The 16,928-nt window shown below is 63.9% G+C and carries 15 protein-coding genes; 10 read left to right on the forward strand and 5 right to left on the reverse strand.

Annotated elements, in window-relative coordinates; translation table 11 throughout:
- The first annotated feature begins 119 nt into the window (after positions 1–119).
- The 8 genes from BMY03_RS23145 (at position 120) to BMY03_RS23180 (ending at position 9,263) form a co-directional block, all read left to right on the forward strand.
- The gene (locus BMY03_RS23145; RefSeq protein WP_094012361.1) at positions 120–956 is read left to right on the forward strand and encodes a 23S rRNA (adenine(2030)-N(6))-methyltransferase RlmJ; all 837 of its coding nucleotides are present in this window, start codon (positions 120–122) and stop codon (positions 954–956) included.
- A 209-nt stretch (positions 957–1,165) separates the two neighbouring features.
- Positions 1,166–2,923 (forward strand): carbamoyltransferase family protein, encoded by a 1,758-nt coding sequence (locus tag BMY03_RS23150; RefSeq protein WP_023630136.1) that lies wholly within the window; start codon positions 1,166–1,168, stop codon positions 2,921–2,923.
- Complete coding sequence (locus tag BMY03_RS23155) at positions 2,907–4,037, forward strand: glycosyltransferase (protein ID WP_094012362.1); 1,131 nt, start codon at positions 2,907–2,909, stop codon at positions 4,035–4,037. Before BMY03_RS23150 ends, BMY03_RS23155 begins: the two co-directional genes overlap by 17 nt.
- On the forward strand, positions 4,037–4,933 hold the full coding sequence (locus BMY03_RS23160) for an antimicrobial resistance protein Mig-14 (protein ID WP_094012363.1): 897 nt from the start codon (positions 4,037–4,039) through the stop codon (positions 4,931–4,933). Before BMY03_RS23155 ends, BMY03_RS23160 begins: the two co-directional genes overlap by 1 nt.
- Before the next feature lie 2 nt (positions 4,934–4,935).
- Positions 4,936–6,363 (forward strand): PIG-L deacetylase family protein, encoded by a 1,428-nt coding sequence (locus tag BMY03_RS23165; RefSeq protein ID WP_094012364.1) that lies wholly within the window; start codon positions 4,936–4,938, stop codon positions 6,361–6,363.
- A complete protein-coding gene (locus tag BMY03_RS23170; RefSeq protein WP_094012365.1) occupies positions 6,360–7,322 on the forward strand; it encodes a glycosyltransferase family protein in 963 nt (320 codons plus the stop codon). Before BMY03_RS23165 ends, BMY03_RS23170 begins: the two co-directional genes overlap by 4 nt.
- A gap of 23 nt (positions 7,323–7,345) precedes the next feature.
- The gene (locus BMY03_RS23175; protein WP_094012366.1) at positions 7,346–8,113 is read left to right on the forward strand and encodes a glycosyltransferase family 2 protein; all 768 of its coding nucleotides are present in this window, start codon (positions 7,346–7,348) and stop codon (positions 8,111–8,113) included.
- A complete protein-coding gene (locus BMY03_RS23180; RefSeq protein ID WP_094012367.1) occupies positions 8,106–9,263 on the forward strand; it encodes a hypothetical protein in 1,158 nt (385 codons plus the stop codon). Before BMY03_RS23175 ends, BMY03_RS23180 begins: the two co-directional genes overlap by 8 nt.
- Positions 9,264–9,293: 30 nt before the next feature.
- On the opposite strand, the gene BMY03_RS23185 is transcribed toward BMY03_RS23180, so the two are convergent.
- A complete protein-coding gene (locus tag BMY03_RS23185) occupies positions 9,294–9,932 on the reverse strand; it encodes a phosphotransferase (protein WP_094012368.1) in 639 nt (212 codons plus the stop codon).
- Positions 9,933–10,042: 110 nt separating this feature from the next.
- Between BMY03_RS23185 and msbA the strand changes: the two genes are divergently transcribed.
- The gene (gene msbA / locus BMY03_RS23190) at positions 10,043–11,845 is read left to right on the forward strand and encodes a lipid A export permease/ATP-binding protein MsbA (protein ID WP_046853969.1); all 1,803 of its coding nucleotides are present in this window, start codon (positions 10,043–10,045) and stop codon (positions 11,843–11,845) included.
- A 131-nt stretch (positions 11,846–11,976) separates the two neighbouring features.
- Positions 11,977–13,398: a bifunctional D-glycero-beta-D-manno-heptose-7-phosphate kinase/D-glycero-beta-D-manno-heptose 1-phosphate adenylyltransferase HldE gene (gene hldE / locus BMY03_RS23195; RefSeq protein WP_094012369.1), complete on the forward strand. Its 1,422-nt coding sequence runs from the start codon at positions 11,977–11,979 to the stop codon at positions 13,396–13,398.
- A gap of 55 nt (positions 13,399–13,453) precedes the next feature.
- Here hldE and BMY03_RS23200 read toward each other — a convergent pair whose 3' ends face one another.
- The 4 genes from BMY03_RS23200 to BMY03_RS23215 form a co-directional block, all read right to left on the reverse strand.
- Positions 13,454–14,422, reverse strand: a complete 969-nt coding sequence (locus tag BMY03_RS23200) for a metal ABC transporter ATPase (protein WP_094012370.1) — start codon at positions 14,420–14,422, stop codon at positions 13,454–13,456.
- Between the two features lie 37 nt (positions 14,423–14,459).
- The gene (locus tag BMY03_RS23205; RefSeq protein ID WP_094012371.1) at positions 14,460–15,272 is read right to left on the reverse strand and encodes an aldo/keto reductase; all 813 of its coding nucleotides are present in this window, start codon (positions 15,270–15,272) and stop codon (positions 14,460–14,462) included.
- A complete protein-coding gene (locus tag BMY03_RS23210) occupies positions 15,269–16,444 on the reverse strand; it encodes an NAD(P)/FAD-dependent oxidoreductase (protein WP_094012372.1) in 1,176 nt (391 codons plus the stop codon). Before BMY03_RS23210 ends, BMY03_RS23205 begins: the two co-directional genes overlap by 4 nt.
- Positions 16,445–16,561: 117 nt before the next feature.
- Complete coding sequence (locus tag BMY03_RS23215; protein ID WP_023632892.1) at positions 16,562–16,894, reverse strand: DMT family transporter; 333 nt, start codon at positions 16,892–16,894, stop codon at positions 16,562–16,564.
- Between the last annotated feature and the right edge of the window lie 34 nt (positions 16,895–16,928).

Below are 16,928 nucleotides of genomic sequence, written 5' to 3' on the forward strand. Positions count from 1 at the left end.
GTCGCGGGACAAGCCCGCTCCTACGCAGCCTCTTCAAGTGGCGTGGGAGAGGGCTTGTCCCGCGATGCTTTTTGCGGCGGTCAAGGCAAGGTAAACTTGTCGCCTTCGCAGGAGCTGCCATGAACTATCGCCACGCCTTCCACGCCGGCAACCACGCCGACGTCCTCAAGCACATCGTGCTCACTCGCCTCATCGCCCTGATGTCGCGCAAGGAGCAGCCGTTCGCCTATATCGATACCCACGCAGGGCTTGGCCTGTACGACCTGCAGGGCGACCAGGCAAGCCGTACCGGTGAGTACCTCGAGGGCGTCGCCCGCCTGTGGAATCGCGATGACCTGCCCGCCGTTACCGCTGACTATCTGGGCGTTATCAAGCGCCTGAACAAGAACGGCGAGCTGCGCTACTACCCGGGCTCCCCCGAACTGGCCCGGCGTTTGATGCGTGAACAGGACCGTGCGCAGCTCAACGAAAAGCATCCTGAAGACGGCGTGCTGCTCAAAGAGAACATGAAAAAGGACCCGCGAGTCACCGTGCACCTGGGCGAGGGCTGGCACATCCCGCGGGCCCTGCTGCCGGTGCAGGAAAAACGCGCGATCATGTTGATCGACCCGCCGTTCGAGCAGGCCGACGAGCTCAAGCGCTGCACCGTGGCGATGAAGGAGGCGATCGGTCGCATGCGCCAGACCGTCGCGGCCATCTGGTACCCGATCAAGGACCAGCGCTCGCTGACCCGCTTCTACCAGGACCTCACCAGCACCGGTGCGCCCAAGCTGCTGCGCGTGGAACTGTATGTGCATCACCAGGACAGCCCGCAGGGCCTGAACGGCTCGGGCCTGGCCATCGCCAACCCACCGTGGGGCCTGGAAGATGAGCTCAAGGAGCTGCTGCCGTGGTTGGCCAAGGAACTGGCGCAGACCGCCGGCAGCTTCCGCATGGACTGGCTGATCGCCGAATAAACAGGCGTCGCAAGCACCGTGGGAGCGGCGATGCGGCGGCCTGACTTGCCCGGCGATGGCGTCAGCAAATCCAGCGCCATCGCGGGGCAAGCGCGCTGCCACGTCCATGCATCGCGTCAGGCGATCTTTGCGTTATAATCCCGCCCTTTAGCCGCCATCCGCCTGAATGGCCGGTGGCGCACTTCATACCGATTTGAGAGGCTAACCCCTTGGCACTGACGATTCTTGGCCTGTCCGGCGCCCTTAGCCATGACCCTTCCGCGGCCCTGTACATCGACGGCAAGCTGATTGCCGCCGCCGAAGAAGAGCGCTTCGTGCGTGACAAGCATGCGAAGAACCGCATGCCCTACGAGTCGGCGAAGTTCTGCCTGGAGCAGGCCGGCATCAAGCCGTCGGACGTCGACGTGGTGGCCATTCCTTTCGCCCCGATCAGCCTGTTCGGCAAGGCTCGCTGGCACTACGCCAAGCGCTACTGGTACGCCCCGGACCGCGCCCTCGACGCGCTGCTGATGGGCAACCGCCGTTACAAGCGCTATCGCAAGAAGATCGTCTGGTGCCTGGAGCAGTTGGGCTTCGATCCGAAGAAGATCAAGATCGAACCGGTCGAGCACCACCTGGCCCACGCCTCCAGCGCCTACCACTGCTCGGGCTTCAAAGAGAAGACCGCGATCCTCGGCATCGACGGCAAGGGCGAGTACGCCACTACCTTCTTCGGCTATGGCGAAAACGGCAAGATCCACAAGATCAAGGAATTCTTCGACCCGGATTCCCTGGGTGGCCTGTATGGCGCGATCACCGAGTTCCTCGGCTTCGAGATGCTCGATGGCGAGTTCAAGGTCATGGGCATGGCGCCGTATGGCGATGCCAGCAAATATGACTTCTCGCGCCTGGCCAGCTTCGAAAACGGCGAGCTGGTGATCAACACCGAGTACGCCAACGTCATTGGCCTGCGCCGCTATAAAGAGAAGGGCAAGGGCTTCTACTTCTCGCCCAAGCTGATCGAGTGGTTGGGTCCGAAACGCGAAGGCGATATCGCCGACGAGCCGTATATCCACTACGCGGCGAGCATGCAGGCATTGTTCGAGAAACTCGCCCTGCAGATGATCGACCACTACCTGGGCGATACCCTGAAAGAGACCGGCAAGCTGGCCTTCGCCGGCGGCTGTGCGCTGAACGTCAAACTGAACCAGAAGATCATCGCCCGCGATGACGTGAAAGAGTTGTTCGTCCAGCCAGCGTCCGGCGACGCCGGTACTGCGGTAGGTGCAGCTGCCTATGTGTCCCACGCCCGTGGCGTGCCGGTCGAGAAGATGGAGCACGTCTATCTCGGCCCTGCGTACTCCAACGAAGACGTGATCGCCGCCTGCGCCCGTCACCCGAGCAAACCGGTATGGCGCAAGCTCGAGAACATGCCCGAGCAGATTGCCAAGATCATGGTCGACGGCAACCCGGTTGCCTGGTTCCAGGGTCGCATGGAGTTTGGCCCGCGCGCACTGGGTGGTCGCTCGATCATCGGTTGCCCGAGCGTGCCGGGCGTGGCCGACCGCATCAACCACCAGATCAAGTTCCGCGAGCGCTGGAGGCCTTTCTGCCCATCGATGCTCGACACCGTCGCGCCGCAGATGATCAAGATCGACCATCCGGCCCCGTTCATGACCTTCACCTTCGAAGTGGCTGAAGAGTGGAAGACCCGCGTGCCGGAAGTGGTCCACGAGGACGGTACCTCGCGTGCCCAGGTGCTCAAGCGCGAGTACAATCCGCGCTACTACGACATGATGAAGGCGCTGGAAGACCTGACCGGCAACGGCGTGTCGCTGAACACCTCGCTCAACCGCCGTGGCGAACCGATGATCTGCTCGCCGACCGACGCCCTGAACATGTTCTTCGGCTCGGACCTGCAGTACCTGATCATGGAAGACATCCTGGTGGTCAAGGAAGGCGCCGCGCCGTATGACCAGCCGCTCTGAACCGCGGATCCTGCAGTTCTGCCATGGCTATGACGGGCCGTTCCTCGACTGCGCCCGTCAATACGCCAGCCTGTTCCAGGGCAGCGGCTACAAGGTCACCACCGTGTTCCTCACCGGGGCAGCTGACGCGCAGGTCGCGGCTGGCTGCGCCTCGGACGAGGTATTGTTCCTGGAATTCAGTTCAAAGGCCGTGCGTGGCCTGAAACTGGGTGCCATCGCCGCGCTGCGCAAGATCGCCGCGCAGCGCAATTTCGCGTTCTGCATCGCCCACCGCTTCAAGCCGATCTATGTCGCGCTGCTGGGCACCGGCCTGCCGGTGATCGGCGTGCACCACGCGTTTGGCGACTACCAGCGCAAGGGGCGTCGCCTGTTCGCCAACCTGTTCCGTAAACGCCTGAGCCTGCTCGGTGTCTCGGATGCGGTGCGCGACGACATGCGACGCTGCTTGGGGCGTTGGCCGGCCGAGCGTATCCAGACCCTGTACAACCGCATCGATGTCGAGACATTGCAGGCCAGCTTGGTGCCGCGTGACGAGGCGCGTTGTGCCTTGGGCCTGGATGAGCATGCCTGGGTGGTGGGCAATGTCGGTCGCCTGCACCCGGACAAGGACCAGGCCACGCTGTTGCGCGGCTTCGCCGAAGCCTTGCCTGGCCTGCCGGCTGGCGCGCGGCTGGCAATCCTGGGCAAGGGCCGCCTCGAGGCGCAGCTCAGGGCATTGGCCGCTGAGCTGGGCATTGCCGGGCAGGTGGACTTTCTCGGCCAGGTGCCGGACGCCCGCCGTTACTTCCGCGCCTTCGATGTATTTGCACTGAGCTCCGACCATGAGCCGTTCGGCATGGTCCTGCTGGAGGCCATGGTGGCAGGCGTGCCGCTCCTGGCCACTGCCTGTGGCGGCGCCCGGGAAGTGGTTGAGGGTGTGGGCGTGCTGTTCCCGCTGGGCGATGCCGCGCAGCTGGCCCAGGGCCTGAAACACATGGCCGGGTTGGACGCCGGGCAGCGCGAGGCCTGTGCTTTGCACATGCTGCAGCGCCTGCAGCAGCGTTTCAGCGACCAGGCAGTGCGCGGTGCCTTCTGGCAGTTGCCGCAGGTGCGTGCGCTGGTCGCGGAGGCCTGATGCTCAACTTTATCCAAGGCTGGCGCGAACGCGGTTGGCAAGTCATCGACGCGGCCGCCTACGGCGATACCTGGCAGCGGTTTGGCGGCAGTGTGGCGACCCATCCTCTGGTGATCGAGCAACTGGCCGACCTGGCCCAGATCCCGGTGCGTTATCTGGGTTTTCCACAGGATGGTGAGCTCAAGGCCGCGTTGCCGGTATGGGGGCGCCACTTGGCGCTGTCCAAGGACGTGCTCAAGCGGCATGGCAAGAAAGGCCTGTTCGACCTGGGCAACGCCGAGATCATCCTGCCGGCCGCCGATGACTGCGCCGCGCCGCTGCGCCATGCCGGGCGTTACCTGTCCGAGTTGAACCAGGGCCGTTTCAGCGGTCTCAAGGCGCAGCCCGAGCAATTGGCCATGTCTCGCCCGCACGAGGACCTGTCGAAGAAGTTTCGCTATAACCAGCGCCGTGAGCTGCGCCTGCTGGAAGAGGCCGGCGGCCAGGTGCGACCGATTGGCGATTTCACTGCAGCCGAGATCGCGGCGATGTACTGTGACTTGTTCCAGCGTCGCTGGGGGTTCCCGGCTACCGGCGCGGCCCGCATGGCCGAAGTGGTCGAGCGCCTGCGCGAACTGTTGATTGGCTCCGTGCTGTTCCTGGAGGGCGCGCCGATCGCGATCCAGCTGGTGTATCGCGTCGAGGCGCCACAGTGGATCAGCGTCGAATATGTAAACGGCGGTGTCGACCCGCAGACCAAGGCCTTCAGCCCTGGTAGCGTACTGAGCTTCCTTAATACCCAGGCTGCCTGGGAGGATGCCAATGCCCGCGGCAAGGCGCTGCGGTTCTCCTTCGGCCGGGCCGATCGAGAGTACAAGGATCGTTGGTGCAACCCCGTCAACGTCTTCCAGGTCTGAACATGAGCGCCAACAAGCAGCAACTGCTCAAACGCCATCGCAAGCGCAAGCGGGTGATCCTGCTGGTGTTGCTTGTCGCGCTGTTGCTCACGGCGCTGTGGGCATGGTGGTTGCCGCCTGTCCTCGCGGTGTTGTTGTGGGTGGCCCATGAGGCCTGGTTCTCCGACCACCTGTTCTACGTGCCCGGCAGCGACTACCAGTACGACTTGCAGGCCAGCGAGCGTCATGCACTGCACGGCCTTGGCGGGGTGCTTGCGTTGCCGAAAGATTGCCAACTGGACGGTAACGAGACCCTGTTGCTGCGGGTGAATCTGCGCGCCGGTTGGTTGGGGCGTCTGCTCGACCCTGCGGTACGCATCGAAGGTGGCGTCGCCGATTGCCAGGCCTTCGAGCGTGGTGTTCGCGGTGTGCGCTACCTGAACCTGGGGGGGCAGGCCGAGGCGCTGGGCGCCGGGCGGCTGCGCCTGAGTGGCCGGCACTGCCGCGTGGCGCCGGAGATGGAGTTGCTGGTGTTCCGTCACGACGACTACCTGGCCGGCTCGCTGATGGTCATCGCACCTCATGCCGACGATGCCGAGCTTGCGGCGTTCGCTGCTTATGCCCAGGCTAAAAGCAGCTGGATCGTGACCCTGACCGCAGGTGAGATCGAGAACGCGTATTACCGCGAAACCTTCGGCCTCGACCTGGTAGAGGCGGCCCGCCTCAAGGGCGAGTTGCGCAGTTGGGACAGCATCGCCGTGCCCCGCTGGGCCGGGGTGCCTTCCCAGCAGTGCGTGCAGTTGGGTTATTTCTGCATGCAGCTGCCGGCCATGCAGGCCGAGCCCGAGACACCTGTCGCATCGCGCGAGGCCGACCTGGCCGACACCCGGCCATTCCGCCGTTTCAATGAAGTCGCGCTGTGCAGCGATGCCGATGGCCGGCCGACCTGGAGCAACCTGGTCCAGGATCTGCGCGAGCTCATCGAGCGTGCGCGCCCGGCAACCATCGTGATGCCGCACCCGACACTCGACCCCCACCCGGACCACGTGTGCGCCCATGACGCCCTGCAGCAAGCGTTGCAAGGGGCGAGTTGGCAACCGCAAAACTTGCTGTTGTACGCCAATCACCTGCACGACAATGATCGCTGGCCGATGGGCGATGCCGGTACCGGGGTGCCTTTGCCACCGTTCTTCGATGCGGGCCTGCCCATGCGCCCCTGGGTGCTTGGGGTTGGCGAGCAGCAGCAGAGGCAAAAGGCCATCGCTTTGGGTATGATGCACGACCTGCAGCCTGCGGCTCCATTCAAACGCAGGGTTCGTCGCTTCCTGCAGCGCTGCTTGGCCGCCCGGCGCTGGCCGGCATTCGGTGACAATGAATTCTTCCGCAAGGCCGTACGGCGCCACGAACTGCTGTGGGTCGGTACAGTGATCGACAAGAGAGAGCCACGGTGAAAGTCCTGTTCCTGGTCCAGAAAGAGCAACGCGCCATCCTGGACCGTCTTTACGAAGGTATCGCGGCCGACTGCGAGTGCGATATCCGCTGGCTTACCGGTGACCAGCAGGCCGACTTGCGTAGCTATTTCCGCGAACATGTGCAAGTCGATCAGTACGACCGCATCCTGTTCTTCCTGCGGTTCAAGAAAGAAATCCGCCAGGCACGTTTCATCCGCACGCTCCCGAACCTGGTGATCCTCGAGCACGATGCCTACCAGAACTACATACCGTGCAAGTACACCGGCAAGTTCAGCGAGTACTACAGCCAGTTGCCGTGGGCACGGGTCATCACTTCAGGCGCGGTGGTTACCCGCCGGCTGCGTGATGAAGGTTTCGATGCGGTATTCGTGCCCAAGGGCTACGACCAGGCACTGTTGCGCAACGAGAACCGCGAGCGCGACATCGAACTGGCGTTCGTCGGCAGCCTGCGCAGCGTGGCTTACTCCGGGCGCAAGCAGATGCTCGAGTCGATCGCGGCGGTAGAGAACCTGTTGATCACCCGCACCAAGTCGGGCGAGGAATACAGCCAGACTCTCAGTCGCATTCGCTTCTTCGTCAGTGCCGACGTCGGCATGGGCGAGTACATGATCAAGAACTTCGAAGCCATGGCCTGTGGTTGTGTCCTGTTCGCCTATGACCAGGGCGAGGAGGAGAACCAGGCACTGGGCTTCGAAGACATGCACAACATCGTGCTCTATCGCGACCTTGAACAACTACGCGAGAAGCTCGCCCGGCTGCGTGGCGACCTCGCCCTGGCCGAGCGCATCTCACACAACGGCCAGCAGCTGGCCGAGCAGCGTTATACCTTTCACGCGCTTGGGCAGGCGATCACCGAGGCCATGCGCGCGCCGTTACGCCCGGCCAGCAAACCCGGCCTGGTGGAGCGTTTGCTGCATGCCATTGGTTGGTCGCGTTAAGCCCTGAACACATCGAGGAAGCCATGATCTTCAGTGAAAACAGCGAGATCACACTGGTGGTGACCAGCTGTGGTCGTTTTGAACTGCTCAAGCGCACGCTCGAGAGTTTTGATCTCTACAACACGGCGCCTATCCGCGAAGTGTTCATCACCGAGGACTCCGGTGACGAGGCGGTACGGGGTTGCATTCCCGAGCACTGGCGCGAGCACACCACCTTCATCGTCAACAACCCCAAGCTCGGGCAGTTGCGTTCGGTGGATGCCGCCTACTCGCAGGTCAAGACGTTCTGGGTGTTCCATTGCGAGGATGACTGGGCGTTCTATCGCCCGGGTTTCGTCGAGGAGTCCCAGGCCTTGCTCGAAGCCGACCCGCAAGCCTTGCAGGTCTGGCTGCGCAGCTTCAACCATGACTTGCAGGTGCACAGCCCCTATGTGTTCCTTGAAGCGCGCCAGGTGCTGCAGGGTATCCCCTTCCACAAGCTGGGTTCGCACAAGGCGGAATGGCAGGGGTTCTCTTTCAACCCTGGCCTGCGCAGGCTCGCCGACTACCAGGCGCATGCGCCGTACGCCGCGCATTCGGGCGAGAAGAGCCTGTCGCGGCTGTACGCCGAACGTGACCGCTACGCGCTGATCCTCGAGAACGACGCGGTGCTGCACACAGGGTTCGGCGAGCATGTGGAAATGCCGGAAGAGAAGATCAAGAAGGCTCGACGCAAGCGCATGGATCGCATTCGTCTGCTGGGCGTGTTGTTTATTGGACTATTGCTTGGATGGGTGTTGAAGGATGTTTGAAGGGATTGACAGCGATAACCGCACGAGTCAGCGCTATTTCAGTGCCGCGTTGATCGTGTTCCTCGCCAGCTTCGTGCTGATGGCGTCATCGAAATGGACGAACAACATTTTCTACGCTTTCATCGCGTTGCCTGGCTTGGTGTTCCTGGTCAAGGAGCGCGGTGCGGGGTTGTTCAACGACAAGCTTGGATTGGCGTGGCTGCTGTTCCTGCTTTGGTTCCTGGTGCCCGCAGCGATTGCTGGCGATGGGCAGTTCTACAAGCACATCGCTTATGTCGCGCTCTTTGTGTTCGCTGTGGCAGGGCTGACGAATCAGGGTTTCTTCCGCTCCGAAGTGTTTGCTCGTGCGCTGTTCTGGATCATCTGCCTGTACATCTTCGGCTATTCGGCTTTCGCTTACCTGACCGGCGTACATGCCTTGGGTGAGCGGGTGAGTCTGATGCCCGCGCGCATGCAGAACGTGATCTACACCAGTATATGGCTGCTCTGTGCGTTGGCACTGGCAATGCCGGGATGGTTGCACCGTCGCCGCTGGATCGAAGCGTTTGCCGCCGTCGCGCTGTCGGTGGTGGCGATCACCTTTGTCCTGCAGACGCGTACCGCTATGGTCGGCGCTGCCTTCCTGTTTGCCGCCTGGGCGTGCTGGGCATTGTGGCGCTTCCCGCGCGTGGCCGGGAGCTGGCTGTTGGTGTTCGCGGTACTCGGAGGCATCGCCCTCTGGTTGGTGAAGGACATGGCCTGGTTCCATTCGCTTTTCGAGCGCGGTGACTCCTATCGCGGCGAGTTGTTCCACGTGATGGTCGGCGAGTGGCAGAACTGTGGCTGGATGATTGGCTGCGGTGTCGAGTTCCATACCGACAAGCTGCTGAGCGGCTTCATGCCGATCCAGCATCCTCACAATATCTTTGTTGCGCTGGGCCTCTATACCGGTGGTGTCTCGCTGGTCCTGTTCCTGGTCATTGTGGCGATGACCCTGGTACAGGCCTTGCGCCTTCGTGATCCTTGGGGCATGTACCTGGCCTGTGCCCTGGTCATGCTCAACTTCGACGGCAGCAAGCTGATTGGTAACCCCGACGAGCTATGGCCGCTGGTCCTGCTGCCGGCAGCCATGGTGCTTGGCCGTGGGTTGCAGCAGCGACGTTTGCGCTGACGATGGCCGCCTCCGGGCGGCCATCTTCGTTCAGGCCAGTGCGCTGGCCAGGTCCTGGCGACGACAGACCTGCTGGCTGGCCAGGTAGGCCTCGATGAACACGTTGTCACGGTCACCCAGCAACCATTCCCGATCTTGCCGATACCGCAGCATGTGGCGGAAGTTGCGCTGACGTTGTGATCGGCGAAGTGGCTTGCGGTAAATGCGCAGGTCGGCGACATCGATCAACCCCAGCTTGCCTTCGGGCGTCAGTACCACGTTGCCCAGATGCGCGGAGCGGAAGTACACGCCTGACTCGTGCAGCGTCGCGATGAACTGCCCGAGCTGGTCGCGCAGCTCGGGATGCTCGCCGGGCTGGTCCAGTAGCTGACGCAGCGTAAGCCCTGGGAGCGGGTCGTAATGCACGGCATCGCGGGCGATCTCGGCGATACGATACACCGCCTTGACCTGTGGGCAGGGGATGCCGCGCGCGGCCAGGGCCTCGCAGTTGTCGGCGAAGCGTCGGGCATAGGGATACCAGGCCGCGGAGGTGATCAGGCGCTTGCGCCGGAACAGCTTGAGCATCGTGCCGTCGCGCAGGCGCAGGACCTTGTCGCCAGTGCCGTCGGCTTCGAGGACATGAGCGCCCTCGCGCAGGGCAAGGTAGCGGGCGTGGTCAAGTGCGTGCATCTAGCCTCCAGGGCCATGGGTTCGGGACAGCCGCCTATCTTACCTGCAGCGCGCGGTGCGAGACACCGCGTGTGTTATAATCCCGACTCTTTTTGACCCGACGGATTCTCATGACAGTTCCCGAATCGTCTTCGCCTGCGAGCCTGAAGATCTACCTGCGCCTGCTGGGCTACGTCAAACCTTATATTGGCATCTTCCTGCTGAGCATCGTCGGTTTCGTGATCTTCGCATCGACCCAACCGATGCTGGCCGGGATCCTCAAGTATTTCGTCGACGGCCTGAGCAACCCCCAGGCCGTGTTGTTCCCCAGCGTGCCTTACCTGCGCGACTTGCAGTTGCTGCAGGCGGTGCCGCTGCTGATCATCCTGATCGCCGCCTGGCAGGGCCTGGGCTCGTTCCTGGGCAACTACTACCTGTCCAAGGTGTCGTTGTGTCTGGTTCACGACCTACGGGTCGAGTTGTTCAACAAGCTGCTGGTGCTGCCCAACCGCTACTTCGACAACCACAACTCCGGGCATCTGATTTCGCGCATCACCTTCAACGTGACCATGGTTACCGGCGCGGCCACCGATGCCATCAAGGTGGTCATCCGTGAAGGCCTGACAGTGGTGTTCCTGTTCGCCTACTTGCTGTGGATGAACTGGAAACTGACCTTGGTGATGGTGGCGATCCTGCCGCTGATCGCGGTAATGGTGAGCACCGCCAGCAAGAAATTCCGCAAGCAGAGCAAGAAGATCCAGGTGGCCATGGGCGATGTCACGCATGTGGCCTCCGAGACCATCCAGGGCTATCGCGTGGTGCGCAGCTTCGGTGGCGAAAGCTACGAAGAGCGTCGCTTCAACGCCGCCAGCCAGAGCAACACCGACAAGCAGCTGCGCATGACCAAGACCGGCGCGCTGTACACGCCGTTGCTGCAACTGGTGATCTACACCGCCATGGCCACGCTGATGTTCCTGGTGCTGTTCCTGCGCGGCGAGGCGTCGGCCGGTGATCTGGTGGCCTACATCACGGCGGCTGGGTTGCTGCCCAAGCCAATTCGCCAGCTCTCGGAAGTCAGCTCGACCATTCAGAAGGGCCTTGCCGGTGCCGAAAGCATCTTCGAGCAGTTGGACGAGAAGCCGGAGGTCGATGCCGGCACCGTCGAGAAGGAGCGGGTCGACGGGCGCCTCGAAGTGCGCAACCTCAGCTTCACCTACCCCGGCACCGAGCGTCAGGTGCTCAGCGACATCAGCTTCACCGCCGAGCCTGGGCAGATGATCGCCCTGGTCGGGCGGTCCGGCAGCGGCAAGTCGACGCTGGCGGCGCTGATTCCGCGGTTCTATCACCACACGGAAGGGCAGATCCTGCTCGACGGCGTGGAAATCGAACAGTACCGCCTGCGCAACCTGCGTCGCCATGTGTCCCAGGTGACCCAGCACGTCACCCTGTTCAACGACACGGTGGCCAACAACATCGCCTACGGTGACCTGGCCGGCGCCCCCCGGGCGGATATCGAGGCCGCCGCCGCCGATGCCTACGCCAAGGAGTTCGTCGACCAGTTGCCCAAGGGCTTTGATACCGAGGTCGGCGAGAACGGCGTGCTGCTCTCCGGAGGCCAGCGCCAGCGTCTGGCGATTGCGCGGGCGTTGCTGAAAAACGCGCCACTGCTGATTCTCGACGAGGCGACCTCGGCCCTGGATACCGAGTCCGAGCGTCACATCCAGGCGGCGCTGGACCACGTGATGGAAGGTCGCACCACCCTGGTGATCGCCCACCGCCTGTCGACCATCGAGAAAGCCGACCTGATTCTGGTAATGGATCAAGGCCGTCTGGTGGAGCGTGGCACCCACGCCGAACTGCTCCAGGCCAATGGCCATTATGCCCGCCTGCACGCCATGGGCCTGGACGAAGCGGAAAAGGCCGATATCACCTGATCGGCCGTAGGGTGGGGCCCGCGCGGCCCCGCCAGTCAATCGATACAGCATTGCCGCGGTTGGCCGTAAAGCCCTGCGCAACCCTGTGCTAATATCCTGCCCCTGTTCACTTTTCCAATGATGGGTTGCCCATGAAGTTGTCCATGCCGCGTTTCGATCAAGCCCCGGTATTGGTGGTCGGCGATGTCATGCTCGACCGCTACTGGCATGGCGGTACTTCGCGTATCTCGCCTGAAGCGCCGGTGCCAGTGGTCAAGGTCGATCAGATCGAGGACCGTCCCGGCGGCGCCGCCAACGTGGCTTTGAACATCGCCGCGCTCGGGGCCCCGGCCGCGTTGGTCGGTGTTACTGGCCAGGATGAGGCTGCCGACAGCCTGTCCAACAGCCTGCAGGCCGCCGGCGTGCGCTCGATCTTCCAGCGCATCGCCCATCAGCCGACCATCGTCAAGCTGCGTGTCATGAGCCGCCACCAGCAGTTGCTGCGCATCGATTTCGAAGAGCCCTTCGCCACCGACCCGCTATCGCTGGGGGCGGAAGTGGATGCCTTGCTCGAAGGGGTCAAGGTGCTTGTGCTGTCCGACTACGGCAAGGGCGCGCTGAAGAATCACCAGTCGTTGATCCAGGCTGCGCGCAGCAAGGGCATCCCGGTGCTGGCCGACCCAAAGGGCAAGGATTTCTCGATCTACCGCGGTGCCAGCCTGATCACCCCGAACCTCAGCGAGTTCGAGACCATCGTCGGCCGTTGCGCCGACGAAGCCGAGCTTGTTGCCAAGGGGCTGAAGCTGCTCGAAGAGCTGGACCTGGGCGCGCTGCTGGTGACCCGTGGCGAGCACGGCATGACCTTGCTGCGCATCGGCCATCCGGCGCTGCACCTGCCGGCCCGAGCCCGTGAGGTGTTCGATGTCACCGGTGCCGGCGATACGGTGATTTCCACTCTCGCCGCGGCCATTGCCGCGGGCGAAGACCTGCCGCACGCGGTCGCCCTGGCCAACCTGGCTGCCGGCATCGTGGTCGGCAAGCTGGGCACCGCCGCGATCAGCGCACCCGAACTGCGCCGGGCGATCCAACGCGAGGAAGGCTCCGAGCGCGGTGTGTTGGGCTTGGAGCAGTTGCTGCTGGCCATCGACGACGCCCGGGCGCACAACGAGAAAATCGTCTTCACCAATGGCTGTTTCGATATCCTGCACGCGGGCCACGTGACCTATCTGGAGCAGGCGCGTGCCCAGGGTGATCGCCTGATCGTCGCCATCAACGACGATGCCTCGGTCAGCCGCCTGAAAGGCCCGGGTCGTCCGATCAACAGCGTCGATCGACGCATGGCCGTACTCGCCGGGCTCGGTGCGGTGGACTGGGTTATCAGCTTCCCCGAGGATACTCCCGAGAACCTGTTGCGCCAGGTCAAGCCAGATGTGCTGGTCAAGGGCGGCGACTACGGTATCGACCAGGTTGTCGGCGCCGACATCGTCAAGACCTATGGTGGCACGGTGAAGGTGCTCGGCCTGGTGGAGAACAGCTCGACCACGGCGATCGTCGAGAAGATCCGCAAGCACTGAGACAGTGCTTGCGCGGGACAAGCCCGCTGCCATGATAGGTGGGCTTGTCCCGTGTTCATTTGTGCAGTGTGTCCCGGGCCCGCTCCAACAACGCCCGAGCCTTGTTACTGAAGCGCTCAAAGTGCGAGGCCGGTTCGCGCTTGTGCTCGGCCAGGCCTTGTTGCTTCAACCAATCCTTCCAGCGGACCCGCTCTTCGCGCACCACCCAGCCCTCCTGCTGCGCAAAGCTCTCGGCCAACCATAGGCCGCGCGTGCTTGCCGGCAGCAACTCGTCCTTTCTAAGGGTGAACAGCTCGGCCACGGGGCAGCCATCTTTCAACGGCATCAGGTAAAGGTCTGGGCGCTTGCGGTCAAGCCGAGCCACCAGTTGGTCGCCTTCGAGCCGCTCGTCGACATGGAACAGGCTCAGTGACTTGGCCTCCCTGGGCACTTGCAGTCGCAGGTCGTAGATCAGCTGTAACGATGCGGTAGGCAGGTGCACGTAGGCCCGTGGCCGCTCCATTAGCGTCAGCCTGGCGCAGTGCACCGGGCGGGCGGCACCGGACTCGGGCGAGAGCACGAACGGCAGCGCCTCGCGATAGTGCAGGGCGGCGGCATAAGGCGCCGGCAGCCAGGTGTCGTTGAAGCGCCCGCCAAGCCAGCCCTCGGGGGTTTCCAGCAGGCACTCCTCGGCCACTTCCTGGATCGCCGTGTGCAGCGGCAGGTTCAGCTCGTGGGCCGGGACATAGCCGGAAATCAGCTTGAGCACCACATCGCCACGGTCCTGTCGGCGTTGGCGCACCAGCACCCAGTAGTCGCGGCCTTGCCAGTTCAGGGTGAGGCGCACTGACACGCCAAGGTTGGCCAGCTCCGCCACGAAGTGTTCGGGGTTGGCGACCTGGATGGCCTTGCGCCGCTGCAGGGTCTGGGCGAAGTTCAGCGGCATGCCGATGCTCTGGTAGGTCAGGCCATCGGGCGTGGCTTCGACGTGCAGCGGCAGGGTCTTGAAGTTGCTCGGATTCTTGCGGATCAGCGTACGCGGCACGAGGCTCCTCCTTGCGTTGGGCCCCCGTCTGGGCGGCTCAGGGCCGGCCCAGGATGCGGGCGACGGTGGCCACGTTGTGGGCCAGGTGTACCGGGTTGATGGTGCCGACGATGGCACTGCACACGCCGGGGTGGGCGAACAGCAACTCGAAACTGGCTTGCACCGGGTCGACCCCCGGCGCCAGGCAGATATGGCCGCTGGCCAGGGCCTTTTTCACCAGGATGGCCTTGCCGTGTTCGGCAGCGTAGTCGAGCACGGGCCGCTCCGCCTGCTCGTTGAGGTTGTAGGTGACCATGGCGCAATCACCTTGTTCCAAGGCCTTCAGGCCTCCCGCGGCAGTCTTGCCGGAGAATCCGTAGCCGAGGATCTTGCCTTCGCGCTTGAGCGCGGCGAGGGTTTCGTACACCCCCTCCTGCTCGAGAATCGCCAGGTCGTTGCCATCGGAATGCACCAGTACCAGCTCGATACGGTCGGTTTCCAGGCGCTTGAGGCTGCGCTCCACCGAGCGACGGGTGTGGGCGGCGCTGAAATCGAAATGCGACTGGCCGTTCTCGAACTCCTCACCGACCTTGCTGACGATGACCCATTGGTCGCGCTGGCCGCGCAGCAACGGGCCGAGCCGCTCCTCGCTGCGGCCATAGGCCGGGGCGGTGTCGATCAGGTTGATGCCCAGCTCGCGGGCTTGCGCGAGCAGGAGATGCGCGGCCTGGTCATCGGGAATGGTGAAACCATTGGGGTACTTGACGCCTTGGTCGCGGCCCAACTTGACCGTGCCCAGGCCCAGTGGCGATACCCGCAGGCCGGTGCTGCCCAAGGGACGGTGGTGATCGTGCAGGGTCGGCAGGCTCATGGCAGCAGTTGCTCCCAGGCTGGCAGCGCCAGCGGCGGGCGCGGCAGGTCGGCAAGGTCAGGCTGGCTCGTCGCGCGCACGCCGTCGCGCTCGAAGCTGGCCAGCACGCGATCGGCAAAGTCCGGCGCCAGGGCCAGCTTGGTCGGCCAGCCGACCAGCAGGCGCTGCTGGTCGGCAAGGAAGGCGTTGTCCGGGCGTACCAGGCCCGATTGCGCGGGCTCGGCGCGATCGACGCGCAGGGTGGCCCAGCGCACCAGGCTTTGGTCGACCCAAGGCAACAGGCTGGCGATTTCCTTCTGCGCCGCGGCGATTTGTGCGGCGGGCTCACGGGCAACACCGTCGGCCTCGGCGATATCGCCACCCAGGTACCATACCCATTGGCCATCGGCGGCCGGATGGGTGGTCACGGTGATGCGTGGCTTGGGGCCACCGCCCAGGCAGTGGGCATACAGGGGCTTGAGGTTGGGCCCCTTGGCCAGGACCATGTGCAGCGGTCGGCGTTGCATGGCTGGTTGGTCCAGCCCCAGAGCGTGCAGCAGGTCTGCGGTGCCTGCGCCGGCGCTGAGGACGATGCGCTGGGCGCGGATCTCGCGGCCATCGACCACCAGGCCGGCCAGCTCTTCACCGTCGCGCAGTGGTTCGATTCGCTCGCCGGCCAGCAAGCTGTCACCCGCCAGTTGCGCGAGGTTGGCCAGCAAGCTGGGTACGTCGATGACCAGTTCGGCCAGGCGGTAGACCTTGCCCTTGAACGCACGATCCTGCAGGGCCGGCGGCAGCTGCTCGCCCTTGACCTGGTCGACCCGGCCGCGCACGGCCTTGCTGGCGAAGAAACTGGTGAGGTTGCCGGCCAGGGTGCCGGGGGACCAGAGGTAATGGGCCTCGGACAGCAGGCGGGTGGCGCTCAGGTTCAGCTCGCCGTTGCCGGCCAGCGCTTCGCGCCAGCGCCGCGGCATGTCGGCGATGGCCTCGGAGGCGCCGGTCAGCGCCCCGTGCAGGGCGTACTTGGTGCCGCCGTGGATGATGCCCTGCGACTTGATGGTCTGCTCGCCACCGAGGCTGGCGCGTTCCACCAGTACCGTCGAGTAGCCCAGGCGGCGCAGCCGGGCATTGAGCCAGAGGCCTGCGACCCCGGCGCCGACGATCAGCACGTCAGTGGTAATGGCGGATGGCATGCGGGCACCTCGAAAACTGGGACAGGTGCGCAGTATACAGGCTGTGGCGTCGTGCTGACCCCTGTGGGAGCCGGCTTGCCGGCGATAGGGCCGCGCAGCGGCCCCATGGGCTCAGGCTCAGTGCCCTGCGGTATTGGAAAACACCTGGATCACCACCACCCCGCCGACGATCATGGCCATGCCCAGCATCGCCGGCACATCCAGCTTCTGTCCATAGATAACCAGCGCGGCGACGCTGATCAGGACGATCCCCAGCCCCGACCAGATTGCATAGGCAATCCCCACCGGAATGCTGCGCACCACCAGGGTGAGCATCCAGAACGCCACGCCGTAGCCGCACACCATCAGCAGCAGCGGCAGAGGCGTGCTCAGCCCCTTGACCGCTTTCATGGAAGCAGTGGCGATGACTTCGGCACAGATGGCGATGGCGAGATAGGTGTAGGCGTTCATGGCGCGGGTCCTCCGGTACTGGATGGGCATTCTA

This window comes from Pseudomonas soli, assembly GCF_900110655.1.
GTDB lineage: Bacteria > Pseudomonadota > Gammaproteobacteria > Pseudomonadales > Pseudomonadaceae > Aquipseudomonas > Aquipseudomonas soli.

What these genes read in the sequence shown, in the direction of transcription:
- BMY03_RS23145 (WP_094012361.1), top strand. Translation starts at nt 120, where the DNA reads ATGAACTATCGCCACGCCTTCCACGCCGGCAACCACGCCGACGTCCTC.
- BMY03_RS23155 (WP_094012362.1), top strand. Translation starts at nt 2,907, where the DNA reads ATGACCAGCCGCTCTGAACCGCGGATCCTGCAGTTCTGCCATGGCTAT.
- BMY03_RS23160 (WP_094012363.1), top strand. Translation starts at nt 4,037, where the DNA reads ATGCTCAACTTTATCCAAGGCTGGCGCGAACGCGGTTGGCAAGTCATC.
- BMY03_RS23165 (WP_094012364.1), top strand. Translation starts at nt 4,936, where the DNA reads ATGAGCGCCAACAAGCAGCAACTGCTCAAACGCCATCGCAAGCGCAAG.
- BMY03_RS23175 (WP_094012366.1), top strand. Translation starts at nt 7,346, where the DNA reads ATGATCTTCAGTGAAAACAGCGAGATCACACTGGTGGTGACCAGCTGT.
- BMY03_RS23180 (WP_094012367.1), top strand. Translation starts at nt 8,106, where the DNA reads ATGTTTGAAGGGATTGACAGCGATAACCGCACGAGTCAGCGCTATTTC.
- BMY03_RS23185 (WP_094012368.1), bottom strand. Translation starts at nt 9,932, where the DNA reads ATGCACGCACTTGACCACGCCCGCTACCTTGCCCTGCGCGAGGGCGCT.
- msbA (WP_046853969.1), top strand. Translation starts at nt 10,043, where the DNA reads ATGACAGTTCCCGAATCGTCTTCGCCTGCGAGCCTGAAGATCTACCTG.
- hldE (WP_094012369.1), top strand. Translation starts at nt 11,977, where the DNA reads ATGAAGTTGTCCATGCCGCGTTTCGATCAAGCCCCGGTATTGGTGGTC.
- BMY03_RS23205 (WP_094012371.1), bottom strand. Translation starts at nt 15,272, where the DNA reads ATGAGCCTGCCGACCCTGCACGATCACCACCGTCCCTTGGGCAGCACC.
- BMY03_RS23210 (WP_094012372.1), bottom strand. Translation starts at nt 16,444, where the DNA reads ATGCCATCCGCCATTACCACTGACGTGCTGATCGTCGGCGCCGGGGTC.
- BMY03_RS23215 (WP_023632892.1), bottom strand. Translation starts at nt 16,894, where the DNA reads ATGAACGCCTACACCTATCTCGCCATCGCCATCTGTGCCGAAGTCATC.